At 69.9% G+C, this 25,601-nt stretch carries 21 protein-coding genes; 16 read left to right on the top strand and 5 right to left on the bottom strand.

Annotated elements, in window-relative coordinates; all coding sequences use genetic code 11:
- Positions 1 to 37 precede the first annotated feature (37 nt).
- The 3 genes from R9X41_RS22680 to R9X41_RS22690 are packed head-to-tail and all read left to right on the top strand — an operon-like array spanning position 38 to position 2,327.
- On the top strand, positions 38 to 1,111 hold the full coding sequence (locus R9X41_RS22680; protein ID WP_318632688.1) for an alpha/beta fold hydrolase: 1,074 nt from the start codon (positions 38 to 40) through the stop codon (positions 1,109 to 1,111).
- Positions 1,084 to 2,025, top strand: coding sequence for a fatty acid desaturase (locus tag R9X41_RS22685; RefSeq protein ID WP_318632689.1), 942 nt, complete (start codon positions 1,084 to 1,086; stop codon positions 2,023 to 2,025). The genes R9X41_RS22680 and R9X41_RS22685 overlap by 28 nt, the downstream gene beginning before the upstream one ends.
- Positions 2,022 to 2,327: a cupin domain-containing protein gene (locus tag R9X41_RS22690; RefSeq protein ID WP_318632690.1), complete on the top strand. Its 306-nt coding sequence runs from the start codon at positions 2,022 to 2,024 to the stop codon at positions 2,325 to 2,327. The genes R9X41_RS22685 and R9X41_RS22690 overlap by 4 nt, the downstream gene beginning before the upstream one ends.
- A gap of 12 nt (positions 2,328 to 2,339) precedes the next feature.
- Here the strand turns inward: R9X41_RS22690 and R9X41_RS22695 are convergent, their stop codons facing one another.
- From R9X41_RS22695 to R9X41_RS22705, 3 genes are read right to left on the bottom strand one after another with little or no spacing between them, the layout of a single operon-like run.
- Complete coding sequence (locus tag R9X41_RS22695) at positions 2,340 to 2,723, bottom strand: copper resistance protein CopC (RefSeq protein ID WP_318632691.1); 384 nt, start codon at positions 2,721 to 2,723, stop codon at positions 2,340 to 2,342.
- A gap of 37 nt (positions 2,724 to 2,760) precedes the next feature.
- Entirely contained in the window at positions 2,761 to 3,612 is an 852-nt protein-coding gene (locus R9X41_RS22700) for a copper resistance protein B (RefSeq protein ID WP_318632692.1), read from the bottom strand.
- Between the two features lie 8 nt (positions 3,613 to 3,620).
- Entirely contained in the window at positions 3,621 to 5,369 is a 1,749-nt protein-coding gene (locus R9X41_RS22705; RefSeq protein ID WP_318632693.1) for a copper resistance system multicopper oxidase, read from the bottom strand.
- A gap of 166 nt (positions 5,370 to 5,535) precedes the next feature.
- Between R9X41_RS22705 and R9X41_RS22710 the strand changes: the two genes are divergently transcribed.
- From R9X41_RS22710 to R9X41_RS22740, 7 genes are all read left to right on the top strand, one after another.
- The gene (locus R9X41_RS22710) at positions 5,536 to 6,234 is read left to right on the top strand and encodes a heavy metal response regulator transcription factor (protein WP_318632694.1); all 699 of its coding nucleotides are present in this window, start codon (positions 5,536 to 5,538) and stop codon (positions 6,232 to 6,234) included.
- Entirely contained in the window at positions 6,231 to 7,619 is a 1,389-nt protein-coding gene (locus R9X41_RS22715; RefSeq protein ID WP_318632695.1) for a heavy metal sensor histidine kinase, read from the top strand. The genes R9X41_RS22710 and R9X41_RS22715 overlap by 4 nt, the downstream gene beginning before the upstream one ends.
- Positions 7,616 to 8,104 (top strand): MarR family winged helix-turn-helix transcriptional regulator, encoded by a 489-nt coding sequence (locus tag R9X41_RS22720; protein WP_318632696.1) that lies wholly within the window; start codon positions 7,616 to 7,618, stop codon positions 8,102 to 8,104. Before R9X41_RS22715 ends, R9X41_RS22720 begins: the two co-directional genes overlap by 4 nt.
- A gap of 94 nt (positions 8,105 to 8,198) precedes the next feature.
- Entirely contained in the window at positions 8,199 to 9,539 is a 1,341-nt protein-coding gene (locus R9X41_RS22725; RefSeq protein ID WP_318632697.1) for a GGDEF domain-containing protein, read from the top strand.
- Entirely contained in the window at positions 9,536 to 10,336 is an 801-nt protein-coding gene (locus R9X41_RS22730; RefSeq protein WP_318632698.1) for a substrate-binding periplasmic protein, read from the top strand. Before R9X41_RS22725 ends, R9X41_RS22730 begins: the two co-directional genes overlap by 4 nt.
- Before the next feature lie 73 nt (positions 10,337 to 10,409).
- Positions 10,410 to 11,084, top strand: a complete 675-nt coding sequence (locus R9X41_RS22735) for a response regulator (protein ID WP_318632699.1) — start codon at positions 10,410 to 10,412, stop codon at positions 11,082 to 11,084.
- 267 nt (positions 11,085 to 11,351) lie between these two features.
- Positions 11,352 to 12,773: a sensor histidine kinase gene (locus R9X41_RS22740; RefSeq protein WP_318632700.1), complete on the top strand. Its 1,422-nt coding sequence runs from the start codon at positions 11,352 to 11,354 to the stop codon at positions 12,771 to 12,773.
- Here the strand turns inward: R9X41_RS22740 and R9X41_RS22745 are convergent.
- Positions 12,742 to 13,680 (bottom strand): LysR substrate-binding domain-containing protein, encoded by a 939-nt coding sequence (locus R9X41_RS22745; protein ID WP_318632701.1) that lies wholly within the window; start codon positions 13,678 to 13,680, stop codon positions 12,742 to 12,744. The two genes, R9X41_RS22740 and R9X41_RS22745, sit on opposite strands and share 32 nt — an antisense overlap.
- A gap of 133 nt (positions 13,681 to 13,813) precedes the next feature.
- On the opposite strand from R9X41_RS22745, the gene R9X41_RS22750 reads away from it, so the two are divergent.
- Together R9X41_RS22750 and R9X41_RS22755 are read left to right on the top strand one after the other, a co-directional pair.
- Positions 13,814 to 14,782 carry a Bug family tripartite tricarboxylate transporter substrate binding protein gene (locus R9X41_RS22750; RefSeq protein ID WP_318632702.1) on the top strand — a complete coding sequence of 323 codons (969 nt, stop codon included), beginning with the start codon at positions 13,814 to 13,816 and terminating at the stop codon, positions 14,780 to 14,782.
- 23 nt (positions 14,783 to 14,805) lie between these two features.
- Complete coding sequence (locus R9X41_RS22755) at positions 14,806 to 15,726, top strand: N-formylglutamate amidohydrolase (RefSeq protein ID WP_318632703.1); 921 nt, start codon at positions 14,806 to 14,808, stop codon at positions 15,724 to 15,726.
- Between the two features lie 899 nt (positions 15,727 to 16,625).
- Here R9X41_RS22755 and R9X41_RS22760 read toward each other — a convergent pair.
- The gene (locus R9X41_RS22760) at positions 16,626 to 18,113 is read right to left on the bottom strand and encodes an aldehyde dehydrogenase (NADP(+)) (protein ID WP_318632704.1); all 1,488 of its coding nucleotides are present in this window, start codon (positions 18,111 to 18,113) and stop codon (positions 16,626 to 16,628) included.
- A 153-nt stretch (positions 18,114 to 18,266) separates the two neighbouring features.
- Here R9X41_RS22760 and R9X41_RS22765 point away from each other — a divergent pair, with 153 nt between their 5' ends.
- The 4 genes from R9X41_RS22765 (at position 18,267) to minE (ending at position 25,581) form a co-directional block, all read left to right on the top strand.
- Positions 18,267 to 23,621, top strand: a complete 5,355-nt coding sequence (locus tag R9X41_RS22765) for a diguanylate cyclase (RefSeq protein ID WP_318632705.1) — start codon at positions 18,267 to 18,269, stop codon at positions 23,619 to 23,621.
- A gap of 82 nt (positions 23,622 to 23,703) precedes the next feature.
- Complete coding sequence (minC, locus tag R9X41_RS22770) at positions 23,704 to 24,420, top strand: septum site-determining protein MinC (protein ID WP_318632706.1); 717 nt, start codon at positions 23,704 to 23,706, stop codon at positions 24,418 to 24,420.
- Positions 24,421 to 24,487: 67 nt separating this feature from the next.
- On the top strand, positions 24,488 to 25,300 hold the full coding sequence (gene minD, locus R9X41_RS22775) for a septum site-determining protein MinD (RefSeq protein ID WP_318632707.1): 813 nt from the start codon (positions 24,488 to 24,490) through the stop codon (positions 25,298 to 25,300).
- Between the two features lie 5 nt (positions 25,301 to 25,305).
- Positions 25,306 to 25,581 (top strand): cell division topological specificity factor MinE, encoded by a 276-nt coding sequence (minE, locus tag R9X41_RS22780; protein ID WP_318632708.1) that lies wholly within the window; start codon positions 25,306 to 25,308, stop codon positions 25,579 to 25,581.
- Positions 25,582 to 25,601: the final 20 nt, after the last annotated feature.

Consider the following 25,601-nt stretch of genomic DNA (forward strand, 5'->3'; position numbering starts at 1 on the left):
TGATAACAACGCCCCGAAACGGGGATAGAACCCGCCCATGAACGTGCCTGTTGCTCCCTCCGCCGCCGCTGCCACCACGCCCGACTACCAGCGCTTCGACGCCGGCCACGTGGTGCTGCAGTCCGGCCGCACCTTCCGCCACATGCAGCTGGCCTACAAGACCTTCGGCCAGCTCAATGCGGACAAGTCCAACGTCATCGTCTACCCCAGCTCCTACGCGGCGCAGCACACCGACATCCAGTTCATGGTGCGCGAAGGCGGCGCACTCGATCCGTCGAAGTACTTCATCGTGATGATCAACCTGTTCGGCAACGGCCTGTCGAGCTCGCCGTCGAACACGCCCTGGCCGGACGTCGGCACCCGCTATCCGAACGTTACCTACTTCGACGCGGTGCAGGTGCAAAAGCGCATGCTGGCCGAGCTGTGGGGCATCGAGCGGGTCGCGCTGGTCTACGGCTGGTCGATGGGCGGCATGCAGGCCTACCACTGGGCCGCGCTGTTTCCCGATGCGGTCGAGCGCATCGCGGTGCTGTGCGGATCGGCCCGTTGCGCGCCGCACAACCAGGTGTTCATCGAAAGCGCCGGCCATGCGCTGACGGCCGACCCCGGCTTTCGCGACGGCGTGTTCACCGAACGCCCGGTACGGGGCTTTCGGGCCATGGGCCGGGTCTATGCCGGCTGGGCGCTGTCGCAGACCTTCTACCGCCGCGAGATGTGGCGCGAGCTCGGCGCGTCCTCGCTGGAGGACTACCTGGTGACCGCCTGGGAAACCACCTTCGCACGGCGCGACCCGGCCGACCTGATGGCCCAGTTCTGGACGTGGAAGCACGGCGACATCAGCGCCAACGCGCTCTACGGCGGCGACCTGCCCAAGGCCCTGTCCGCGATCCGCGCCCGCACCCTGCTGATGCCCGGCGACCACGATCTGTACTTCCAGGTCGACGACAACCGCGCCGAGATGGAACACCTGCGCAACGCGGAGCTCAAGCCCATCCCCTCGGTGTGGGGCCACCGCGCGGGCAATCCGCTCAACTCGGCCGAAGACCGGACCTTCATCGAAACCCACGTCAAGGAACTGCTCGCATGCCCCAACCCGATGCTTTCCGCCTGAAGGCGGCCGAGCTGCTGCCGCTGTCGGTCAAGTCCGATCGCCCCGGCCTGCTGCAGGCGGCCGGCCACCTGGGCGCCATCGTGCTCGGCGGGGCGCTGATCTGGCAGGCGCGCGGCAGCTGGTGGATGGTGCCGGCGACGCTGCTGCAGGGCTGGTTCATCGCCTTCCTGTTCAACGTGCTGCACGAAACGGCGCACCAGACCGCCTTTCGCACCCGGGCGTTCAACTACGCCATGGGGCATCTGGCCGGCTTCGCGATCCTGCTGCCCTACGAGTACTACCGCGCCTTTCACTGGGACCACCACCGCTACACCCAGGACCCGGCGCGCGACCCGGAACTCTCCGTGCCGCCGCCGCCCGCGGGCCCCGCGCTGGCCTGGTACTGGACCGGCATTCCGACCTGGATCTCGCGGGTGCGCATGCTCTCCCTACACGGCCTGCGCGGCATCGTGCGCGAGCGTTGGGTGCCCGAAGCCAAGCGCGGCCTGATCGCCCGCGAGGCCCGCTTCTATCTGGCGGGCTACGCGATCGTTCTAGGCGCCTCGCTCGCCACGCAATCGCTGGCGGTCGTGTGGCTGTGGCTGCTGCCGGTGGCGGTGGGGCAATGGCTGCTGCGGCCCTACCTGCTGTCCGAACACACCGGCTGCGCTTACAGCGCCGACATGCTGGAGAACACCCGTACCACCTACACCAACGCGGCCGTGCGCTTCTTTGCCTGGAACATGCCTTTCCACGTCGAGCACCACGCCTATCCGGCCGTGCCCTTCCATGCCCTGCCGCGCCTCAACGGCCTGCTGGCATCGCACATCCGCAACACCGAGCAGGGCTATCCGGCGTCGACCGCCGCGGCCCTGCGTTTTCTGGCCAGCGAAGAACACGCGGCCGCCCTCGCCAAACCCACGACCAGCCCATGAGCCGCCCGCAAGCCATTCCCACCGTGCAGATCGACAACGAGCAGGTCAAGGTGACCGAATGGCGCTTTCCGCCCGGCGGCGAAACCGGCTGGCACCGCCACGGCATGTACTACGTGGTGGTGCCGCAGACCACCGGCTCGCTGCTGCTCGAGACCGCCGACGGCCCGGTGACCTCGCAGCTCACCACCGGCGTGGCGTACGCGCGCCCGGTGGGCGTGGAGCACAACGTCATCAACCCGGGAGAAGGCGAGTTCGTCTTCGTGGAGATCGAGCTCAAGCAGCCGGCGTCGGCCACCGCCTGAGCCCGGGCGGCGTCACTTCACCGTGAAGCTGATGCTGCCCTTGGCCGACTGCCTGTCGGCCGACACCGCCCTCCAGTCGACCCGGTAGCTGCCGCGCGGCAAGGGCTGCTCCGGCACGATCTTCATCACCTTCGGATCGTCGCTCGCCGACACCGTCACCGCCATGCCCATGGGCGGATGGTCGGCCATGCCGGGCATCGAGGTCATGACCAATTGCGCTGCCGACGAGCGCGCGACGAGGCGGTCGGAGAAATGCAGTTCGATCGGCGTGGCCGGTGCCGCTTCGGCTTTGTCGGCAGGAGTGGAGGACACCAGATTCGGTGCCGCGAAGGCCGCGCCGGCGCCGATCAGCAGACCGGTCGCCAACGTTGTGGAGAGCAAACGTCGGATGCGCATGATGAGTTTTTACTCCTGCATTGAAATCGTCGTGAACCTAGAACCATAGCCGCAGTCCCGCGACCCAGCGGGTGCGGACCGACGGGTGCCCGGCGTTGTGCGACAGGTCGGCCGTGTCGCCGAAGGCGCCGGAGCGCTCCACGCCGACATAGGGCGCGAACTGCCGGCTGAACTCGTACCGCAGCCGCATGCCCAGCGCGCCCGTCGTCAGCCCGCTGCCGACGCCCGTCGCCGGGTCGGCACGGCCCTGGAACTGCGCTTCCACGCGTGGCTGCAGGATCAGCCGCTGGGTGATCAGCAGTTCGTATTCGCCGGCCAGCCGCAGCGCGGTGCGCCCACCCTCGCCGACGTACGCGGTGGCCTCCAGCTCGAACCAGTACGGCGCCAGGCCCTGGATGCCGATCGCCAGCCAGTCGCGCGCGGGCCTGCCGGCGCCGTCGTCGTGGCGCAGGCCGATCTGGGTGTCCCAATACGTGGCGACGGCGTGGCTCCAGAGCAGTTCGGTGCGGGCATCGTCGATGCGTCCGCGCTCGATGCCGCTCTCGGCCTTGAGCATCGCCTTGTCGTAGGCATTGCCGATCCAGGCGCGGCCTTCGACATGCGTGCCGTCGTGGCCGGCGCGCTCCAGCCGGTCGACCAGCACGCCGGCGAACAGGCGCTCGTCGGCCATGGCGTGCAGGCCCATGCCGTGGTGGCCGTGGCCCAGCGCGTAGGGGCCGACGCCGCGGCGGTAGCCGCCGGACCACGCGTCGGGATCCCGCGCGTCGGCGGGCGCGACGCCGCCCTGCATGTCCATGGCGTCGTGGTCCATGGCGGGCATGGCCGGCTGGGCCTGGACAGAAATGGCACAGGTCAGCACGAGGCCCAGGCCGGCGAGGTAGCGATGCATCGCGCGCCTCATGCGACCAGTGCCTCGCGGAACATGCCGGCTTCCATGTGCATCAGCAGATGGCAATGCCAGGCCCAGCGGCCCGGAGCGTCGGCGGTGACCAGAAAGGACAGCCGCTGCGCCGGCTGCACCGGCACCGTGTGGCGGCGCACCTGGAAGTCGCCCTCGGGCGTTTCCACCTCGCTCCACATGCCGTGCAGGTGCATCGGGTGGGTCATCATGGTGTCGTTGTGCAGGATCACCCGCAGCCGCTCGCCGTGCGCGAAGTGCACCGGCGTCGACTTGCCGTATTCCAGTCCGTCGATCGACCAGGTGTAGCGCTCCATGTTGCCGGTGAGATGCAACTCGATCTCGCGGCCCGGGCCGCGTGCGTCGAGCGGGCCGCCCAGGGTCCGCATGTCGTCCAGGGTAAGCACGCGGCGGCCGTTGTCACGCAGGCCGATGCCGGGGTCGTCGAGGCCGGTGCGGGGCTGGTCGACCCGCATGTCGGTGGACGGGCCATATTCGGTGCGCGCATGGCGCACCCGGCTGCCCGGCACCGCCAGCGCATCGGCGGCCGGCAAGGCGTGGCCGGCGTGGTCCATGGACTGCATCGGCCGCATGCCCTGCATGCCGTGGCCCATGCCGCCCATCATGTCGGCCATGCCGAGCCACTGCACCGGATCGGGTTTCGGCACGGGCGCCGTCAGGCCCTCGCGGACCGCCAGCGTGGCGCGGGCGAAGCCGGTGCGGTCCATGGTCTGGGCGAAGAGGGTGGCGGCATCATCGGTCGGCTGCACGACGACGTCGCAGGTCTCGCCGGGGCCGAAGCGGAATTCGTCGACCGTCACCGGCTCGATCTCCTGGCCGTCGACCTGCACCACCCGCAGCGGAACGCCCGGCATGCGCACGTCGTAGAAGGTGTTGCCCGAGCCGTTGACCAGGCGCAGCCGCACCCGTTCGCCGCGCTGGAAGAGGCCGGTCCAGTTGGCCTCGGGCGTCATGCCGTTGCAGAGATAACGCAGCGTGGCCGACGACAGGTCGGCCAGGTCGGTCGGGCTCATGCGCATGCGGTTCCACATGCGGCGGCGGTCGAGCGCGGCCTTCCAGCCCTCGCGGGCCACGTCGCGGGCGAAGTCCTGCACCGTCGGCTGCTGGTAGTTGTAGTAGTCGCTCTGCGTCTTCAGCTTGGCCATGATGCGCATCGGATCCTCGTCGCTCCAGTCCGACAGCAGCACGGTGTAGTCGCGGTCTTCGGCGAGCGATGCGGGTCGCGCCGGGTCGATGACGATGCTGCCGTACAGGCCGCGCACTTCCTGAAAGCCGGAATGCGAGTGGTACCAGTAGCTGCCCGCCTGGCGCACCGGAAAGCGGTAGGTGAAGGTGGCGCCCGGCGCGATGCCGTCGAAGCTGATGCCCGGCACGCCGTCCATGTCGTAGGGCAGCAGCAGGCCGTGCCAGTGGATCGAGGTCGGCTCGCGCAGCCGGTTGGTGACGCGGATGGTGACCGTGTCGCCTTCGCGCAAACGCAGCGTGGGGCCGGGCAGCGACCCGTTGACGGTGGTCGCGATGGACGCCACGCCGTCGATGACGATCGTTTGCTCGGCGATCACCAGATCGAACTCGGTGCCGCGCAGCACCGGCGGCGTGCCCAGGCGCGGGCCGGCCTCGGCACCGCCCGAGGCGGCCGTCCAGCCGGCCAGCAGGCCGCCGGCGGCCAGACCCTGCACGAAGCGCCTGCGCGGCAGCAGCAGGCGGCCGTTGGACTCGAACTCCATGGATTCCTTTTTCGACGACTTCTTCGATGAATTTGCACCAATGCCCGCCGAGCCTAGGCGCTGCCGTCGAACAGCCGCATGACCCGAACATGACGATGCTGTCATGTCCGGGTCCGCTGGCAGTCAGCCACCACGGGGGAAAATCACGGGTCCACACGGACCATTCATGAAACTCCTGGTTGTCGAAGACGAAAGCAAGACCGGCGACTACCTGCGCCAGGGCCTGACCGAGGCCGGCTTCGTGGTCGACCTGGCCACCAACGGCCTCGACGGCTGCCAGCTCGCCCTGGCCGAGCCCTACGACCTGATCGTGCTCGACGTGATGCTGCCGGACCTGGACGGCTGGCGCATCCTGCAGGCGCTGCGGCAGCGCCAGGTGACGGCGCCGGTGCTGTTCCTCACCGCCCGCGACAGCGTGGCCGACCGGGTGAAGGGGCTGGAACTCGGCGCCGACGACTACCTGGTCAAACCCTTTGCCTTCGCCGAACTGCTGGCCCGCGTGCGCACCCTGCTGCGGCGCCGAGCGGCGCCTGCGGCCGACGACCGCATCGCGGTGGCCGACCTGGTGCTCGACACCACGCGCCGCCGCGCGGTGCGTGCCGGCCGGCGCATCACGCTCACTCCGAAGGAATTCGCGCTGCTCGAACTGCTGGCGCGCCGCCAGGGCGAGGTACTGCCGCGCTCGCTCATCGCCTCGCAGGTCTGGGACATCAATTTCGACAGCGACACCAACGTGATCGACGTGGCGATCCGCCGGTTGCGTTCCAAGATCGACGACGGCTTCGAGCCGCGCCTGATCCGCACCGTGCGCGGCATGGGCTATGTGCTGGAAGCGCCCGACGAGGCCGTGGAGCCGCCGGCATGATCCGCCGGCTGTCGCTCACCGCCCGGCTGACGGTGCTGTTCTCGCTGGTGTCGGCCGGGGTGCTGCTGGGCCTGGCGCTGCTGATCGACCGCGCGGTGGAGGCGCATTTCGTCGAGGAGGATTACGTGCTGCTCGAAGACAAGGTCGAGCTGCTGCGGCGCATCGCGGCGGAGCATCCGCAGGGCCCGCCGGCCGCCCGGCTGGCGGCCGCGCTGGGCGACCACGCCGGCCTGCTGGCTCTGGTGCGCGACGCCGACGGCCGGCTGCTCTACGCGTCGCCCGGCATCACGCTGCAAGCACCGCATCCCGATGCCGAAGGCGCGCAGGCCTGGCAGCAGGACGGCCGGCAACTGCGTGCGCTGCAGGCCCGCATCGGCGACGGCCCCGGCGCCCTGCGCGCACTGGTGGCCACCGACACCGCGATGCACGAACACTTCCAGCACGGCTTCCGGCGCACCTTGGGCTTCTACGGCGTGCTCGCCGCGTTGTTCAGCGGACTGCTCGGCTGGTGGGCCGCGCGCAGCGGCCTGAAGCCGCTGCGGGCCATTGCCTCGCGCGCCGATGCGGTCAACGCCCGCCGGCTCGACGCGCGCATGCCGGTCGACACCGCGCCTGTCGAGATGCGCGAACTGGCGCGCAACCTCAACGCCATGCTCGGGCGGCTGCAGGACGACTTCGGCCGCCTGTCGGAGTTCTCGTCCGACCTCGCGCACGAACTGCGCACGCCGCTCACCAACCTGATGACGCAGACGCAGGTCGCGCTATCGCAACCCCGCGGCGCGGCGCAGTACGAAGAGATCCTGGCGAGCAATGCGGAGGAGCTGCAGCGGCTGGCGCGCATGGTGTCGGACATGCTCTACCTGGCGCAGGTGGAGCAGGGCACCACCCTGGCGAGCCGCGAGCCGGTGGTGCTGGCCGACGAGGTGGCGTCGCTCTTCGATTTCTACGAGGCGCTGGCCGAAGCCCGTGGCGTCGGGCTACGGCTGCAGGGCGAGGCCGCCCTCGTCGGTGACCGGCTGATGCTGCGCCGCGCGCTCGGCAACCTGCTTTCCAACGCCCTGCGCTACACGCCGGCCGGTGGCACGATCGAGTTGCGCCTGGACACGGATCCGGCGGGCGTGCGCATCGCCGTGGAAAATCCCGGCCAGGACATCCCGGCCGCGCTGCAGCCCACGCTGTTCGACCGCTTCGTGCGCGGCGACAAGTCCCGCGTGCGCGTCGACCTCGACGGCGCAGGCCTGGGCCTGGCCATCACCCGCGCCATCGCCCGGGCGCACGGCGGCGACATCGAACTGCTTTCGGCCGGGGGCGTCACCCGCTTCACGCTGGTGCTGCCGGCGTCGCCCGCCACCATCCGATCGACCGAGCAATCCGCAACCCCATGACCGACGACAGCAGTCCCACCACCCTCGACGACGGCTGGCGCGAAGTGCATCTCGGCCGCCTGCTCGGCCACGCCATGCGGCTGTTCGACGCGCGCGTGCTGGCGCTGATGGCGCACGACGTGGAAGTGCCGCTGGCGCTGTCCAACCTCGCGGCGCGCTCGCAGGTGAGCGCCGCGCACATCCACATCACGCGGCACCTGGCGATCGGCGGCTCGCGCCTCACCGACCTGGCCGAGGCCGCCGGCATGAGCAAGCAGTCGATGGGCGCGCTGGTCGACCAGTGCGAAGCCTGGGGCCTGGTGCGGCGCGAGCCCGATCCGCGCGACGCCCGCGCCCGGCTGGTGTGCTTCACGCCCGTGGGGCATGCGTGGCTCGACGCGTTCCGACGCGCGGTCGCCCGGGCCGAGGCGGAATTTCGCGACAGCGTGGGCGCCGACGTGGCGGCGGTGGTGGCGCTGGGGCTGGAGGCATATGCCCAAAGCTGACGGACTTCCGTCACCCGGTTACCCTCCGCCCGTGCCGCAGGCTGGCACGCAGGCAGGACCGGACGATGGAACTCGCAATCTCGGGAGTCGGGCGATGAAGCCGGCGCGTTGGCGCCCCGGCTCGCTCGGCAGCCGGCTGATGCTGGCCACGCTGGGTTTCTGCCTGCTGTTCACGCTGGCCGCGGCCACCTTTCAGACCTGGTCGGCCTGGCGCGCCGGCAAGGCGGCGATGGAAGCCGACCTGAGCCTCATCGGCCGCATGTACGGCAGCGCCCTGGCCAAAGCCGCCTGGGACCTGGACCGCGAGCAGATCGGCACCTACGCCACCATCCTCTCGCAGGCGCCCTCGGTCGGGCAGGTGCGCATCTCGGTGCGGCTGCCGGTCGGCCCGCCACAGGTCTTCGAACGGGTACGTGCCGGCTGGAAGCCGTCCACGGTGGCGCCGGTGCAGCAGCTGCCGCTGCTCTACGAGCCGTTTCCGGGCCGGGCCGACGTGGTGGGCGAGCTGCGCATCGCAGGCGACGAAGCCCAGCTCTGGCAGCAGTTGCGCGACGAGCTGCTGGGCATTTTCGTGCGGCAGGCCTTGCTGTCGCTGCTGCTGGCCAGCCTGGTGATGGCGCTGTTCCACCGGCTGGTCACGGTGCATGTGCGGCGCATCGCACGGCACCTGGCCTATCTCACGCCGCTCACGCTGAGCCGACCGCTGAAGCTGCATCGCCCCGAGCGCGACGACGACGAACTCGCCCTGCTGGTGACCGGCGTCAACCAGTTGCAGAACAACCTGTCGGACTACCTGGAGCGGCAACAGCGCTTCGAGCAGGAACTGGCCGCGCACCGCGACCGGCTTTCCGAGCTGGTGCAGGAACGCACTGCCGAGCTGGAAGAAGCCAACATGCAGCTGATGGCGCTGTCGCGCACCGACTCGCTCACCGGGCTGGCCAACCGCCGCAGCTTCGACCAGGTCAAGCAGGCCGAATACCAGCGCGCGCGCCGCGCCGGCCATTCGCTGACGCTGCTGCTCTGCGACATCGACTATTTCAAGCGCTACAACGACACCTACGGCCACGGCGGCGGCGACGCCTGCCTGCAGGCGGTGGCCGGCGCCCTGCAGGCCGTGGCGCAGCGCGGCGGCGAACTGGTGGCGCGCATCGGCGGCGAGGAGTTCGCGATCCTGCTGCCGGGCAACGATGCCGAAGCCGGTGCCGCGCTGGCCGCCCGGCTGCGCTCGACCATGGCGGCGCTGGCGGTTGCGCATGCGGGCTCGGAGGTGTCGACCCACGTCACGCTGAGCATGGGCCTGGCCACGCTCGACCACGAGCACGACGCGAACTTCGACGCCCTGTTCCGCCGCGCCGACCAGGCGCTCTACCGTGCCAAGAACGAAGGTCGTGACCGCGCCGTCGCCGCCCCCGTGCCGCAGAAGGAAGCCCCATGAAAAGCACGACCGCGATCACCCTCGCCTGGCTGCTCGCCTGCTGCTGCACGACGGTCGCCACGCCGGCCGACGCACAGGCCATCACCGTCGTCACCGAGAACACGCCGCAGTCGTTTCGCCAGAACGGGCGCGTCGCCGGCCGCGCCACCGAGGTAGTGGAGCAGACCCTGCAGCGCGCCGGCCTCACCGACTACCGCATCGACATCTACCCCTGGGCCCGCGCGCAGGACCTGGCGCTGCGCGAGCCCAATGTGCTCATCTACCTCATCGCCCGCACGGCCGAGCGCGAGAGCCAGTTCCATTGGGTGGGCGAGGTGCTGCGCATCCGCTACTTTCTCTACGCGCTGCCCGATCGCGGCGACCTCGACGTGCTGCAGCTCGACGACGCCCGCACCCGCACCATCGGGGTGGTGCGCGACGACGTGCGCCACCAGTACCTGCAACGCCAGGGCTTCACCCGGCTGGTGGTGTCGTCGCAGCCGATGGAAAACCTGCGCACGCTGCTGCACCGGCAAGTCGACCTGGTGCCGATGACCGAACTGGAAGCCGCCACCCTGTGCCAGGACGCCCGTCCGGACTGCACCGGCCTGACCCGGCTGGCACCGCTGGACGACCTGCGTTTCGGCCTCTACATGGCCTTGAGCGCCGCCACGCCCAAGGACGTGGCCGCGCGTGCGGGCGCGGCTTTCGAATCGCTGCGGGCCGACGGCACGCTGGCGCGCATCATGGGCCGGCCGACTGCCACGCCGGCCGCCGCCGCCACGTCGTCGGCCGGGCCGAAACGGCCCCCGAACTGAGGGCTTTCGCCATCGCGCGGTGCGACCCGGCGGCATAGCATCGCGGCACGGTCACGAGAACACGGAGGAGACCATGCGCATCCTGATAGCCGAAGATGACCAGGTACTCGCCGACGGCCTGCTGCGTTCCCTGCGCGCGTCCGGCGCCGCCGTCGACCATGTGGCCAGCGGCACCGAGGCCGACGCCGCGCTGCTCGCGCACGACGAGTTCGACCTGCTCATCCTCGACCTCGGCCTGCCCCGGCTGCACGGCCTGGATGTGTTGAAGCGCCTGCGGGCACGCGGCGCGAGCCTGCCGGTGCTGGTGCTGACCGCCGCCGACGGTGTGGAAGAACGCGTCAAGGGCCTGGACTTCGGCGCCGACGACTACATGGCCAAGCCCTTCTCGCTGCAGGAGCTGGAGGCCCGCGTGCGTGCCCTGACCCGGCGCGGCATGGGCGGCACCACCAGCAGCATCAAGCACGGCCCGCTGGTGTACGACCAGGCCGGCCGCGTGGCGTCGATCGACGGCAAGATGATCGAGCTCTCCGCCCGCGAACTCGGCCTGCTCGAAGTGCTGCTGCAGCGCGCCGGCCGGCTCGTCAGCAAGGACCAGCTGGTCGAGCGCCTGTGCGAATGGGGCGAGGAGGTGAGCAACAACGCCATCGAGGTCTACATCCACCGGCTGCGCAAGAAGATCGAGCATGGCCCGATCCGCATTGCCACCGTCCGCGGCCTCGGCTACTGCCTTGAAAAAATCCCTGGCTGATCACCACGCTTGCAAGCTCGTCGCCGCGCAGCGCGCCGGCGCGCTGGAGGGCCCCGCGGAACCGGCTTTGCCGGGCCGCCAGGGCTGCCCCCGGCAGGGGGAAGGCGGCCACACGCAGTGGGCAAGCCTGGGGGCGAGCCCGGGCTGCCGGGCCGCCAGGGCCGCCCCCGGCAGGGGGAAGGTGGCCGCACGCAGTGGGCAAGCCTGGGGGCGAGTTTGATATTTCAAAGACAACAGCGGTCGCTCTTTGGCGAGATCCTCGACTGGATGCTCACCCCGCTGCTGCTGCTCTGGCCCGTGAGCCTGGCGCTGACCTGGCTGGTCGCCCAGGGCCTGGCCGACAAGCCCTTCGACCGCGCGCTCGAATACAACGTGCAGGCCCTTGCCCAGCTGGTGAGCCTGCACGAGGGCCGGGTGCAGCTCAACCTGCCGCAGCCCGCCGGCGAGCTGCTGCGCGCCGACGACGCCGACACCATCTACTACCAGGTGCGAAACGGCGACGGCGAGGTGCTCTCCGGCGAGCGCGACCTGGCCTTGCCGCCGAGCACCGAGGACAGCCGACCGCCGCCCACCGGCGAAGTACGCCTGCGCGACGCCGAGCTGCGTGGCCTGTCGCTGCGCGTGGCCTCGACCTGGGTGCGCTTCACGCCGCCGCAGGCCGGCGCGCCGCAGGTGCAGGTGTTGGTGCAGGTGGCCGAGACCCGCAGCAAACGCTCGGTGCTGGCCACCGAAATCATCAAGGGCGTGATGCTGCCGCAGTTCGCCATCCTGCCGCTGGCGGTGCTGCTGGTGTGGCTGGCGCTGGCGCGCGGGCTCAAGCCGCTGTCGGAGCTGGAGCGCCGCATCCGCGCACGACGGCCCGAAGACCTGAGCCCGCTCGACGACCGCACCGTGCCGCTGGAGGTCGCCCCGCTGGTCACCTCGGTCAACGGCCTGCTGGGCCGGCTGCAGGAATCGGTGGCCACGCAGAAGCGCTTTCTGGCCGACGCCGCACACCAGCTCAAGACCCCGCTGGCCGGGCTGCGCATGCAGGCCGACCTGGCCCAGCGCGAGGGCACCAGCACCGAGGAACTCAAGCGGTCGCTGCAGCAGATCGGGCGCGCCAGCAAGCATGCGACCCACACCGTCAACCAGCTGCTGGCGCTGGCCCGGGCCGAAGTGGCGGGCAAGGCGGCGTTTCCCAAGCATCCGTGCGACCTGGCGCTGATCACCATCGAGGTGGTGCAGAACTCGGTGCCGCGCGCGCTCGAGAAACGCATCGACCTCGGCTACGACGGCCCGCCCGCCGGCCTGGCCGGCGCGGTGGTGCCGGGCAACCCGACGCTCGTCGCCGAGATGCTGCGCAACCTGGTCGACAACGCCATCGCCTACACGCCGTCGAGCGAGACGGAGCCCGGCGTCATTACGGTGCGGCTGCTGCTGGACCCGCTGACCGGCTTCGCCGTGCTGCAGGTCGAGGACTCCGGGCCGGGCATTGCGGAGGCGGAACGCGAACGGGTCTTCCAGCCCTTCTACCGGGTGCTCGGCAGCGGCGTGGACGGCTCGGGCCTGGGCCTGCCGATCGTGCTGGAGATCGCCGCGCTGCACGGCGCGGAGGTGACAGTGGAAGACGCCCATCCCGGGCGCCAGCCGCCCGGTGCGCGTTTTTCGATCCGCTTCAGCCCGCCGACGCGGGCGCCGTTGGTGTGACCGGTGTCGGCGCGCCTTCGGCCAGCGGCAGCAGCCACGAGCGGAAGCGCACCAGCGGCCCGAGCCGCGCACGTGCCTCGGGATAGCAGAACCAATAGCCCAGCGTGCTGCGGTAGCCGCCGTCGGCCAGCGGCTCGTCGACGACACCCGCGCTGATCTCGTCCTGCACCAAACAGCGAGGCACCAGCGCCACGCCCATGCCCACCGTGACCGCGCGGATCATGGTCTGAAACTGGTCGAACTGCGGCCCCGCGAGCGGGTCGAAGCCAGTCACGCCGTGGGTCTCGCCCCAGCGCTGCCACGCGTCCGGCACGGTGACGTGGCGCAGCAGCGTGCAGCGGGCCACATCGCGCACCGAACGCACCGGGCCTTCGCCGAGGCCGGCCTTGGGCGCGATCAGCGCCACGTCCTGGCCGGCCAGGTAGTGGGAGCGCGCGCCGGGCCAGTGACCGTCGCCGAAGAGGATGGAGCAGTCGAGTTCGGGCCGCTGGAAGTCGTAGCCGTGCACGAACGGTACGAAATGCAGGGTGACCTGCGGCTCGCTCTGCTGGAAGGCCGGCAGGCGCGGAATCAGCCACTTGGCACCGAAGGTCGGCAGGGTCGACAGGTGCAGCGCCCCACCTTCGTCGCCGCTGGTGATGAGCTCCAGCGTCGCAGCCTCCAGTTGCGCCAGCAAGGCGCGCACCGCCTGCTCGTAGCGCTCGCCGGCAGGCGTCAGCGCCAGCCGCTTGCGGGTGCGTTCGAACAGCGCCACGCCCACCCAGCGTTCGAGCTCCTGCACCTGCTTGCTGACCGCGCTCTGGGTGAGGTGCAAGGCCTCGGCCGCGCGCGACACGCCACCGAAACGCACCACGGTGGAGAAGGCGCGCAACAGTTGCAGAGGTGGTTGGAGACGTCGTAGCGACACGGCTTGGCAGGCACTGAAATCATTCCTGATTGGAATGTTATCAGGTACAGGTGTTGCTTGGAAAAAGCGTCAAACGCTTTAATCTTCACCCCGAGGCCTCCCGGGCCGCTTCGAATCCCCTGAAAGGTGCGTCATGCAACGTCGATTTCTTCTCTCCGCCCTGGCCGCCGCTTCTGTCGTTCCGGGAATGTCCTGGGCGCAAGCCGGCAAGCCGATCCGCCTGATCGTTCCCTTCCCGCCGGGCGGCGCCACCGACATCAGCGGCCGCGTGCTGCAGGAGCCGCTGCAGCGCATCCTGGGCCAGCCGGTGGTCATCGACAACCGCGCCGGCGCGGGCGGCTCCATCGGCATGGCCGAGCTGGCGCGCTCCGCACCCGACGGCCTGACGCTGGCCGTCGCCACGCTGTCGACCCATGGCGTGAACCCCGCCGTGTTCGCCAAGCTGCCCTACGACCCGATCAAGGACACCGTCGGCGTGACCGAGCTGGTCAAGGCGCCCGGCGTCATCGTGATCAATCCGCAGGAACTGCCGATGGTCCACAACTTCGCCGACCTGGTGAAGTACCTCAAGTCCAACCCCGGCAAGGTCTCCTACGCCACCCCTGGCAACGGCACCATCGGCCACATGTGGGGCGAGCTGTTCAAGAGCGCCACCGGCACCTCGATGGTCCACATCCCCTACCGCGGTGCGGGCCCGGCGCTCAACGACGTGCTGGCCGGCCAGGTCGCGGTGTATTTCGACCAGGTCGCGTCCTCGCTGCCTTACGTGAAGCAGGGCAAGCTCAAGGCTTTGGCCGTGTCGTGGAACGAGCGCCTGGAAGCCCTGCCGGACGTGCCGACGTACGGCGAGCTCGGCTACAAGAACCTGAACGACCCTTCCTGGTTCGGCCTGGTGGCACCGGCCGGCACGCCCGCACCGGTGGTGCTGCGCATTCAGCAAGCCGTCGCCCAGGCGCTGGCCGAACCCGCCGTGGCCCAGCGCCTGGCCGGCCAGGGCCTATATCCGTCCGGCACTAGCCCGGCCGCGTTCTCCAAGCAGATCACGTCCGAGATCGCCAAGATGGAAAAGGTCGCGGCCTACGCGAAGATCAAGCTCGACTGAGCCTGGCCACCCTTGATTAGCCTATGCACACAGCCCTGAAACTGATCCACGAACGCCATCACCAGGCCGAGCCCGGCACCGATGGTGCCGGTGCGCCGGCCGCCATGGTGGCCAGCGTCGCCGGCAGCACGCCGCTGGTGCTGGACTCGCCGCACAGCGGCACCTTCTACCCGGCGGACTTCCGCTCGTGCTGCGACATGGCGATCCTGCGCACCGCCGAGGACACCCATGTCGAGAAGCTCTACGCCTTCGCACCGGGCATGGGCGTGGCCTGGGTCGAAGCGCTGTTCCCGCGCAGTTATCTCGACGCCAATCGCGACACGCTGGAGCTCGACACCGGCTTGCTCGACGCGCCGTGGCCGGATCCGGTCGCGACCGATCCAAAGGTGCTGTCGAAGGTGCGGCTGGGCAAGGGGCTGATCTGGAAGTTCACCGACGACGGCCGGCCGATCTACGACCGCGCGCTGTCGGTGGACGAGGTGCGGGGCCGCATCGAGCGGTGCTGGAAGCCTTACTACGCGGCAGTGGGGGCGGCGATCGAGGCGGCGCACCGGCGGCACGGGTTCTCGGTGCATATCAACTGCCATTCGATGCCGGCCATCGCGGGCAGCCATGCGACCGATTTTCCGGGGCTGGCGCATGCCGATTTCGTGATCGGCGACCGCGATGGGACAACGGCTGATCCGCGGTTGTCGCTGCGGATCTGCGAGTTTCTGCGGGGGCGTGGATATAGCGTGGATTACAACCATCCCTACAAGGGGGTGGAGCTGGTGCGGCGGTTCGGGCGGCCTGCCGAAGGGCGGCACAGCATTCAGGTGGAGATCAATCGGAAGCTCTATATGGACGAGGCTTCGTTTGCTGTTTTGCAGCCGGGGTTTGATGCTTTGCAGGCTGATCTTCGGGGGTTGGTGGAGAGTCTTGTGGAGTTCGATGGGCGGCTTTGATGGGCTGTCGGTCGTTCCTTCGATGAAGGGTGGGATCGCGCTTGTTCTTTGCTCTTGCTGAGCTGGCTTTGCTTCTTTTCTTCTACTGTTCGTAGGGTGGAGCTGGGGGCTTGCGCGCCCCCAGACCCGCGGTAACTTTCTTTTGTTGGGACAAAAGAAAGTCACCAAAGAAAAACCCTTGAAGACGAGCTCGAAGCTCGGTCGGGCCATTGCTTCGCTCGGCCTGGGGAATGTGCCTTCGAACGCTCTAGCGGCAACAGTTTGGACAAGGGTCGATCCAGTGCCTTGGCCCCTGCTTCGCAGGGTCGGGGCTGAGAGGGTAAGAACAGTTGACCGCACTGAGCACGGTGAGGGGGCCGCGCTGATTCGATCGCCACGCTCAATGCGCGCCGTCGTGCGGCCGGAGCGATCAAATCGCGTGCATTCGCTTCGCTCGTCGATGTGGTCCGTGCGCCCGCTTCGCGGCCGGCTAGCGGTCCCGTTAAATCTCCCGTTCGACCCACCAGTGCGGTCTCGGCCCATGCGAGCAACGCGCATGGCGATTGGACGTACGCGGCCCCCTCACTGTGCTCAGTGCGGTCAACTGTTCTTACCCTCTCAGCCTCGACCCGCGCAGCGGGGCCATGGCTCTGGATCAACCCTTGTCCAAACTGTTGCCGTTAGAGCGTTCGAAGGCACATTCCCCAGGCCGAGCGAAGCAATGGCCCGACCGAGCTTCGAGCTCGTCTTCAAGGGTTTTTCTTTGGTGGGCTTTCTTTTGTCCCAACAAAAGAAAGTTACCGCGGGTCTGGGGGCGCGCAAGCCCCCAGCTCCACCCTCGGAAGAGAGAAGAAAAGAAGCAAAGCCAGCTCAGCAAGAGCAAGAGCAAGAGCAAGAGCAAGAGCAAGAGCAAGCCAAGCTCAAACCGGCACCCCTTCCCGAGCCACCAACCACCCCGGCGCATCCTGCAAAGCCAACGGCCGCAAAAACCGCTCCATCGCCGCATACCCAACCGAGGTAGTGAACGGTGCAGTAGTGGACGGATAAGGCCCTCCATGGTGCTGCGCAGCAGTCACCGCCACCCCCGTGGGAACACCCGAAAACAGCACCCGCCCCGCCACCTGCGTAGCCGCCCGCACGATTCCCAGCGTCCCCTCGTCCGGCAGCTCGACCCCAGCGGGCACACCCCACAAGGTGGCCGTCAAGGTCCCCCCGATGGCCTTGAGCAACGCAACGACTTCGTCAGCAGACCCAACCCGCACGACCAGCGCAGCCGACCCGAACACCTCTTCGTGCAGCCGGTGATCGGCGATGAAGTCACCCGCCTGCACCTCGGCGAGAAAAGGCCGCGGCGTGCCCGCAGCGCTCGCCTCGGCGTCATCGACCAGCACGGTCAGCTGGCCGTGCCCGCGCCAGGCCGCGATGCCCCGGTCGAAAGCGCCCCGGATGCCGCCGGTCAGCATGGCGTGCGGTGCCAGGGCCTGCAGCTTGGCCGCCAGATCGGCGACGAAGGCATCGCCGCCAGCGTCCTTCCAGACGACGATCACACCGGGGCTGGTGCAGAACTGCCCCGAGCCGAGGCAGATGGAGCCAGCCAGGGACTGCGCCAGTGAAGCGCTGTCCTTTTCCAGCGCGGCGGGCAGGGCGACCAGCGGGTTGATGGAGCCGAGTTCGCCATAGAAGGGAATCGGCCGCGGCCGCTCACCCGCGATCTTGGCCAGCGCGACACCGCCCTTGAACGATCCGGTGAAGGCGGCAGCCGCGATGGCCGGCGCCTGCACCAGGTGCACGCCGACCTCGATCGAGCCGCCTTCGACGAACCGGAACACGCCCTCGGGCAAGCCCTGGGCAGCGACCACCTTCGATGCGATGGCCGCTACCTGGCGCGACAGCCCCGGATGCGCCGGATGCGCCTTCACCACCACCGGGCAGCCGGCGGCCAGCGCGGACGCCGTATCGCCGCCCAGCACCGAGAAGGCGAACGGGAAGTTGCTGGCCGAGAACATGGCCACCGGCCCGAGCGGGATGCGCACCCGGGTCATGCGCGGACGACCGGCCGGCGGCGCGCCGGCCACGGTGTCTTCGTCCAGGAAGGGATGCGCGCCGCCGGCCTCCAGCACGTCGGCGAACCCGCGCAGCTGGAAGGTGGTGCGGTCGAGTTCACCTTCGAGGCGCGGCAGGCCCAAGCCGGTTTCGCGATCGGCCAGTGGCACCAGCTCGGCACGGGCGGCCTGCACCGCGTCGGCGAGGGCGCGCAGCAACGCGGCGCGTTCGGCGGCGGAGGTGGCGGCGAAGGCGTCGGCGGCCGTGGCGGCCTGGGCGACGGCGGCGTCGATCTGCGCGGGCGTGGACTCGGGCCAGGGCTCGCCGTACGGCTGGCCGGTGCGGGCATCGATGGATTGCAGCATGGGATGTTCCTCCTGGTTTCGGATTCGGGATGCGCGATGTCGGTGTCGATGCGCTTTGTAACCCGCCGTCCATGACCGCCGTCGGCGACGGGGCTTGCGGTGGGCGCGGAGCGCGTCGCCGGGACGCCACGTCGGCCACCATATGATCGAAAGATGGCCCCGGCATTGCGAACCGTCGATATTCCTGAAACCGCCGTCGCCGGCGACCGCCTGGGCGACTTCGACGTGGTCGAGGTGCTCTACCGCGGCGAACGCTCCACGGTGCTGCGCTGCCGCCAGGGCGAGCGGACACTGGTGGTGAAGTTCCTGCGCGACGAGGCGCTGGCGGTGGGCGACGTGGCCCGCTTTCGACGCGAGTACGAGCTTTCGCGGCGGGTGCGGCACGCGCGCATCGTGAGCGCCGACACGCTCGGCAGCCAGGGCGGTTTTCTGTTTCTCACCATGCCCGACGACGGTGCCGTGGCCTTGCGCGATCTGTTGCGTGGCGGGCCGCTGCCGCTGGCCGACGTGCTGGCCGTGGGCATCGCGCTGGCCGATGCGCTGGCCGAGGTCCATGCCCACGACATCCTGCACAAGGACGTGGCGCCGGGCAACGTGGTTGTCGACCTGGAGCGCGGCCTGGTCAAGCTGATCGACTTCGGCATCTCGGCCGAGATTTCGAGCGAACGGCCCACACTGGCGCCGCCCGACGAGCTCGAAGGCACGCTGGCCTGCATGGCACCGGAGCAGACCGGCCGCACCAGCGCCGACGTCGACTACCGGGCCGACTTCTACGGACTGGGCGCGACGCTGCACACGCTGGTGGCCGGCACCCCGCCCTTTCCCGGCCAGGATCCGGTCGCCCTGGTGCATGCCCACCTGGCGCTGTCGCCGCCTTCCCTGCGCGCCCTGCGGCCGCAGACGCCGGTCGCGCTGTGCGCCATCGTCGAGCGTCTGCTGAGCAAGCAGCCCGAGTCGCGCTACCAGAGCCACGAGGCGCTGCGGCGCGACCTGGTGCATGTGCGCGCGCAGCTGGGCACGCCCGAAGCGCTGGACGGCTGGCGGCCAGCTGCCGGCGACCTGCCGCAGCGTTTCCAGGTGTCGACCCGGCTCTATGGCCGTTCGGACGAGACGCTGCGGCTGCTGGCCGCCTTCGAGACGGCGGCGTCGGGCGCGGCCCAGGCGGTGCTGATCGACGGCACTTCGGGCATCGGCAAGACCGCGCTGGTGCACGAGGTGCTGCGCGCGTTGCTGGCCCGGCGCGGCGAGATGGTGGAGGGCAAGTTCAACCAGTTCGGCCAGCAGGCGCCCGGCGCGGCCTTCGTGCAGGCTTTGCGCCAGCGCGTGCGGCAGCTGCTGGCGGGCAGCGCCGCGCAGCAACTGCCGTGGCGCGAGGCCCTGGCGGCGCAGCTCGGAGCCAACGCCGGTCTGGCGATTGAGGCGGTGCCGGAGCTGGCGCTGCTGCTGGAGCAGGCGCCGCGCGAGGCGCCACCGCTGGGTCCGCAGGAGGCCGAGAACCGCTTCCTGCGCACCATGCGCTGCTGCTTCGCGGCCCTGTCGAGCGCGGCGCAACCGCTGGTGGTGTTCATCGACGACCTGCAGTGGGCCGACCGGGTATCGCGCCGCCTGCTGCGTGAGCTGGCTCTGGACGAAGGGCTGCGGCACCTGCTGATGGTGGGCGCCTGGCGCAGCGACGAGGTGGGCCCGGAGCATCCGCTGGCGCGCGACATCGCCGGCTGGACCGAAGCCGGCCGCGTGCCGATACGTTTGTCGGTCGGCCCCTTGCGCCTGGCCGACGTGACCGCCTTGCTGGCCGACACGCTGCAGCGTTCGGCGCACGACGACGCCATCGTGGAGCTGGCGGCGCTCTGCCATGCGAAGACCGGCGGCAATCCTTTCTTTCTCGGCCGCTTCCTGCAGGACCTGCAGCGGCGCCGCCAGATCTGGCGCGATCCGGTCGGACCGGCCTGGCGCTGGGACCTGGCCCGCATCGGCCATGAACGCATCGCCGATAACGTCGTCTCGCTGATGCTCGAACAGCTCGGTCGATTGCCCGAGCGCACCCGCGAGCTGCTGGCGATCGCCGCCTGCCTCGATGCGCGTTTTCGGCTGCGCACGCTGGCACAGGTGCGTGGCGAATCCGAGGACACCGTGCTGCGTGGACTGGAGCCGGCGCTGGCCGCCGGCGTGCTGACGCCTTCCGACATGCGCTACAAGTGGATCGGCGTGCTCGACGCCCGCGAGCGCGCCGACATCGAGGTCGAGCTCGCCTTCGCTCACGACCGGGTGCAGGAGGCCGCCTATCTGCTGACCGCGCCCGAACACCGGGCGGCACTGCACCTGCGCATCGGCCGCACGCTGGGCGCGACCATGACCGACGACGCGCCGGATTTCGCGGTGGTGAACCACCTCAACCGCGGCGCCGCGCTGATCGTGCAGGACATCGACGGCCGCGCCGAACTCGCCCGGCTGGCGGCGTGGAACGAACGGCTTTCGTATGTGGCGCGCGACCGCGCTTCCTTCGATCTGGCCGCCGACCATGCGGCGCGCGCCGTGACGCTGGCAGGTCCGTCGGCCTGGAAGACCGATCGGTCCGCCATGCTCGCGCTGCATGTACACGCGGCCCGCATGGCCGGCCTCAAGGGCGACGACGAGGCGATGGGCCTGCTGATCGAGCGGGCGTCCAACGAAACCCTGGAGCCCTCGGAGCGGGCGAGCCTGCTCGACGTGCGGGTCGAGGCCTCGTACGGCCTGGGGCGCCTGGACGAAACCATCGAGCTCGGCCTGCAGGCGCTGCGCCTGCTCGACCAGGAGCCGCCCGCCGTGGCCGGACCCGCCGACGTGCTGCGCCTGGTCGCCGAAGTACGCGACAAGATCGAAGCCGTGGGCATCGCCGCGCTGGCCGAGCTGCCGGTGATGCAGGCCAGCCTGCCGCACCAGCAGCTGGCGGTGATCGCGCGCATGACGGCCGCCGCCTATATCGCGCGGCCCTCGCTGCTGCCGCTGCTGACCGTGCTGCAGATGCGGCTGATGCTGGTCCACGGCCACGCGCCGCAGGCCTTGTCGGCCTACACCGTGATGGGTCTGCTGGTGGCCGAGCTGCTGGGCGACTACCGTTTCGGCTGGTCGCTCGGCCGCATGTCGATGGGGCTGATCGAGCGCCATGGCTGGCAGCAGGTGCAGGCGCACGCGGGCTTCTCTTTCGGGGCTTTTCTGCAGCACTGGATCGAGCCGCCGCGCAGCACGCTGCCGGCCTGGATCGAGGTGCACCGCAACGGCCTGGAAAACGGCAACCTGCGCCACGCCGGTCTGGCGCTGGTGCTGCACGGCAGCCACGCGCTGCTTGGCGGCATGCCGCTGTCGCAAGTGGAGCCCTTGCTGGCGCAGCACCTGGCCACGCTGCGGCGGGTGCGCCAGCCGGTGGCGCACGACTATGTGCAGGTGCTGTTCGAGTCGGTGCGCGCGCTGCAGCGGCCCCGCCTGGTGTCGCGCCCGCTGGAGCACGACGGCTGGCGCCGCGACACCGCCCTCGAAGGCTTCGCGGCCCGCAAGGACCAGACCGGCGCGCTCTTCGTGCATGTCTTCGAATGCTGCCTGTATGCGCTGTCCGGGCGACATGCCGAGGCGGTCGCGGCGGGTGAGGCCGCCGCGGCGCTGTTCTCGGCCGGGCGGGGACTCGGCATGGTCGCCTTCTGCATCTATTTCACCGCCTCGGCGCGGCTCGCGCTGGTGCGCGAAGGCCGGGCGCCGGAGGGTTGGCGCGCGCAGGTCAATGCCGCCATCGAACGGTTCCGGCCCTGGCTGGTGGCCAGCGGTCGGTTGCTGCCGCTGCAGCAACTCCTGGTGGCGCAACGGGCGGCCGCCGACGCGGACGAAGGCCTCAAGCGCGCGTCGCTGGACGCGGCCCTGGAGGCGGTGCGCGATGCCGACGACCTGATGCTGCTGGCCATCGTGCGCCAGCAGCGCGCCTTGCTGCTCGACCAGCCCGCCGAACAGGCCGAGGCGCGTGCGGTGCTGCTGCGCTGGGGTGCACCGGCAGCGGTCACCGGCCGTTTCGCCGACAGCCTGGCGCCGACGGTGCCGAGCACGCCCGTACGCGCGCTCGACCTTGGGGCGCTGATGAAGGCGGTGCAGGCGATCACCGCCGAGATCGCCTTCGCGCCCCTGCTGCACCGGCTGCTGCAGGTACTGCGGGAGAACGCGGGCGCCGTGCGGGTGGCGGTGGTGCTGCGCGGCACCGAGGGCTGGCTGCTGCAGGCCGACAGCGCCGCGGCGTCGGGTGCGCCGGTGCCCGAAGCCCGGTCGCTGGAGCAATCGGGCGAGCGCCTGCCGCTGGAGATCCTGCGCACGGTGCTGGCCACCGGCCAGGCGATCCGCGCGGACGACGCCCGCGCCGAGCACCCCTGGGACCGCGTGGCCTACGTGCAGCGCCGGCTCGTGCGCTCGCTGCTGTGCATGCCGCTGGTGCGCCAGGGCGTAGTCACCGGCGCGCTCTACCTGGAGAACGGCGCGGCCAGCGGTGCGTTTCCGCCGCAGCGCATCGAGTTCCTGGAACTGCTGCTGGGCAACGTGGTGAGCGCGCTCGAGAACGCCCGGCTCTACGCCGAGGTGCGTGGCCTGGCCGACACCCTGGAGCGCCGTGTCGCCGAACGTACCAGCGAACTGCGCGCCAGCGAGGAGCGCACCCTGACGATCCTGCGCAACATCCCGCTGCCGGTGGTGGTGTCGCGGGTGTCGGACGACAGCTTCGTCTACGCCAACGAACGCGCTGCTGCGATGGCCGGCATGAGCGTGCCCGACCTCACCGGCCGCGCGCCACGCACCATGTACCGCCATCCCGCCGAGCGCGACCGCCTGATGTCCGCCTTCCGGCGCAAGGGCCTGGTGCACGACTTCGAAGCCAACCTGATCGATGCGCACGGCCGCGACCTGTGGGCGCTGATCTCGCTCGTTCCCGTGGTCTACGACGGCGAACCCGCCCGCTTGACCACCATCGTCGACATCACCGCGCGCAAGTCGGAAGAACAAGCCCTGCGGCGTGCCGCGGCCACCGACGACCTGACCGGGCTGGCCGGCCGGGGCCACTTCATGCGCATGGCCAACGAGGAGCTGACCGCCGCGCTGCTGCACGGCCGGCCCCTGGCGCTGGTGATGGTCGACGTCGATCACTTCAAGCGCATCAACGACCGCCACGGCCACGCCGCGGGCGACCGGGCGCTGCGCGAGGTGGCGTCGATCTGCGACGAGGTGACGCGCGCGCAAGACCTCGCCGGGCGCATCGGCGGCGAGGAGTTCTGCCTGCTCATGCCCGACGCCGACGTGAACGCCGCACTCGCCGTGGCCGAGCGCCTGCGCGCCGCGCTGGCGGCCCATCCGATGGAGATCGGCGGCGAGCCGACGCAGCTCACCGCCAGCCTCGGCGTGACCCAGGTGCGGCCGGGTGACTCGATCTCGCTGCTGCTGGCACGGGCCGACGCGGCGCTCTATGCGGCCAAGCGCGGCGGGCGCAACCAGGTGGCGGTCGCATGAACATCGCCGGACGGTACCTGTCGGCCGCTGGACGGCTTCGGAGCGCGCGCTAAACTCGCGCACTTTGACAACGCTTGTCTCCATGGCCGCATCTACCGGTTCCGCCGCCCGCGCCAGCTTCGACCTGAAGAGCGCCACACTGCCGTTGATCTCGGTCGTGTTGCGCACGGCGGATCCGCAGGCCCTGGTCCAGGAGGTCGAGCGCCGCCTGGCCGAACAGGCCGACTTCTTCGACCAGGACCCGGTCCTGATCGACCTCGGCCAGCTGCCGGCCGGCCACGACGTCGATTTCACCGCGCTGGTGCGCACCCTGCGCCGCCTGCGGGTGCTGCCGGTGGGTGTGCGCGGCATCCGCGCCGACCAGGTCGAGGCCGCCCGTGCCGCCGGCCTGACCGAGGCGCCCGACATTCCTGCCGCCCGTCCGGCCCCGGCTCCCGTCGCGCCGCCCCAGGCCGCACCGTCGGCCCTGCCCACCATGGTGATCGAGCGCCCGCTGCGTTCGGGCCAGCAGGTGTATGCCCGCAACGCCGACCTGATCGTGATGGCGGCGGTGAGCAACGGCGCCGAGGTCATCGCCGACGGCAACGTGCACGTCTACGCGCCGCTGCGCGGCAAGGCCATCGCCGGCGCGCGCGGCAATACCGCCGCGCGCATTTTCGCCACCTGCATGCAGCCGGAGCTGGTGTCCATCGCCGGCATCTACCGCACCGCCGAAACCCCGCTGCCGGCCGAGATCCAGGGCCGCGCGGCCAAGATCAGCCTGGTCGGCGAGAAGCTCGTGATCGAGTCGCTGCAGTAGGCGACACGGCCGCACCTGCTCATCTCCCATTCCAAACATTCTTCGAAATTTCAAGGACAGCAACAACATGGCCAAGATCGTCGTGGTGACTTCCGGCAAGGGCGGCGTGGGCAAGACCACGACCAGCGCAAGCTTCGCCTCGGGCCTCGCGCTGAAGGGCTTCAAGACAGCGGTGATCGACTTCGACGTCGGCCTGCGCAACCTCGATCTGATCATGGGCTGCGAGCGTCGGGTGGTGTATGACCTCATCAACGTGATCCACGGCGAGGCCAACCTGAACCAGGCGCTGATCAAGGACAAGCAGTGCGAGAACCTCTTCGTGCTGGCGGCCTCGCAGACGCGCGACAAGGAATCGCTGACCCAGGAAGGCGTCGAGAAGGTGCTCAAGGACCTGGCCGACATGGGTTTCGACTACATCGTCTGCGACTCGCCCGCCGGCATCGAGACCGGTGCGCTGATGGCCATGTACTTCGCCGACGAGGCTCTGGTGGTGACCAACCCCGAGGTGTCCTCGGTGCGCGACTCCGACCGCATCCTCGGCATTCTCGGCAGCAAGACCAAGCGCGCCATCGAGAGCGGAGAGCCGGTCAAGGAACACCTCATCATCACCCGCTACAACCCGTCGCGGGTGGAGGACGGGCAGATGCTCTCGCTGCAGGACATCCAGGACATCCTGCGCATACCGCTGATGGGCGTGGTGCCCGAATCCGAGACGGTGCTGCAGGCGTCCAACCAGGGCACGCCGGCGATCCACATCGAGGGCAGCGATGTGTCCGAGGCCTACAAGGACGTGGTCGCGCGTTTCCTCGGCGAGGAGCGCCCGATGCGCTTCACCGAAGCCCAGAAACCGGGCCTCTTCAAGCGCCTCTTCGGGAGGTAAGCAAGATGTCCCTGCTGTCCTTCCTGCTGGGGGAAAAGAAGAAGTCTGCGAGCGTGGCCAAGGAGCGGCTCCAGATCATCCTGGCGCACGAGCGCACCGGGCTGGGCGCGGTTCGTCCCGACTACCTGCCTGCGCTGCAGCGCGAACTGGTCGCGGTGATCAGCAAATACGTCGCCATCGACGCGCGTGACATCAAGGTCAATCTGGAGCGCCAGGACAACTTCGACGTGCTCGAGGTGAAGATCGAACTGCCCGAGGCCGGCGCCAAGGCCGCGGGCTGACGGCCGACGCGCCCGCGCCG

The organism is Xylophilus sp. GOD-11R, from assembly GCF_033546935.1.
Taxonomy (GTDB): Bacteria; Pseudomonadota; Gammaproteobacteria; order Burkholderiales; family Burkholderiaceae_C; genus Xylophilus.

Bases quoted from the DNA above. Each gene is read 5' to 3' on its own strand.
- R9X41_RS22680 (WP_318632688.1), top strand. From the start codon at position 38: ATGAACGTGCCTGTTGCTCCCTCCGCCGCCGCTGCCACCACGCCCGAC.
- minE (WP_318632708.1), top strand. From the start codon at position 25,306: ATGTCCCTGCTGTCCTTCCTGCTGGGGGAAAAGAAGAAGTCTGCGAGC.
- R9X41_RS22715 (WP_318632695.1), top strand. From the start codon at position 6,231: ATGATCCGCCGGCTGTCGCTCACCGCCCGGCTGACGGTGCTGTTCTCG.
- R9X41_RS22740 (WP_318632700.1), top strand. From the start codon at position 11,352: ATGCTCACCCCGCTGCTGCTGCTCTGGCCCGTGAGCCTGGCGCTGACC.
- R9X41_RS22725 (WP_318632697.1), top strand. From the start codon at position 8,199: ATGAAGCCGGCGCGTTGGCGCCCCGGCTCGCTCGGCAGCCGGCTGATG.
- R9X41_RS22755 (WP_318632703.1), top strand. From the start codon at position 14,806: ATGCACACAGCCCTGAAACTGATCCACGAACGCCATCACCAGGCCGAG.
- R9X41_RS22760 (WP_318632704.1), bottom strand. From the start codon at position 18,113: ATGCTGCAATCCATCGATGCCCGCACCGGCCAGCCGTACGGCGAGCCC.
- R9X41_RS22750 (WP_318632702.1), top strand. From the start codon at position 13,814: ATGCAACGTCGATTTCTTCTCTCCGCCCTGGCCGCCGCTTCTGTCGTT.
- R9X41_RS22720 (WP_318632696.1), top strand. From the start codon at position 7,616: ATGACCGACGACAGCAGTCCCACCACCCTCGACGACGGCTGGCGCGAA.
- R9X41_RS22685 (WP_318632689.1), top strand. From the start codon at position 1,084: ATGCCCCAACCCGATGCTTTCCGCCTGAAGGCGGCCGAGCTGCTGCCG.
- R9X41_RS22705 (WP_318632693.1), bottom strand. From the start codon at position 5,369: ATGGAGTTCGAGTCCAACGGCCGCCTGCTGCTGCCGCGCAGGCGCTTC.
- R9X41_RS22695 (WP_318632691.1), bottom strand. From the start codon at position 2,723: ATGCGCATCCGACGTTTGCTCTCCACAACGTTGGCGACCGGTCTGCTG.
- minC (WP_318632706.1), top strand. From the start codon at position 23,704: ATGGCCGCATCTACCGGTTCCGCCGCCCGCGCCAGCTTCGACCTGAAG.
- R9X41_RS22690 (WP_318632690.1), top strand. From the start codon at position 2,022: ATGAGCCGCCCGCAAGCCATTCCCACCGTGCAGATCGACAACGAGCAG.
- R9X41_RS22735 (WP_318632699.1), top strand. From the start codon at position 10,410: ATGCGCATCCTGATAGCCGAAGATGACCAGGTACTCGCCGACGGCCTG.
- R9X41_RS22710 (WP_318632694.1), top strand. From the start codon at position 5,536: ATGAAACTCCTGGTTGTCGAAGACGAAAGCAAGACCGGCGACTACCTG.
- R9X41_RS22765 (WP_318632705.1), top strand. From the start codon at position 18,267: ATGGCCCCGGCATTGCGAACCGTCGATATTCCTGAAACCGCCGTCGCC.
- R9X41_RS22700 (WP_318632692.1), bottom strand. From the start codon at position 3,612: ATGCATCGCTACCTCGCCGGCCTGGGCCTCGTGCTGACCTGTGCCATT.
- R9X41_RS22730 (WP_318632698.1), top strand. From the start codon at position 9,536: ATGAAAAGCACGACCGCGATCACCCTCGCCTGGCTGCTCGCCTGCTGC.
- minD (WP_318632707.1), top strand. From the start codon at position 24,488: ATGGCCAAGATCGTCGTGGTGACTTCCGGCAAGGGCGGCGTGGGCAAG.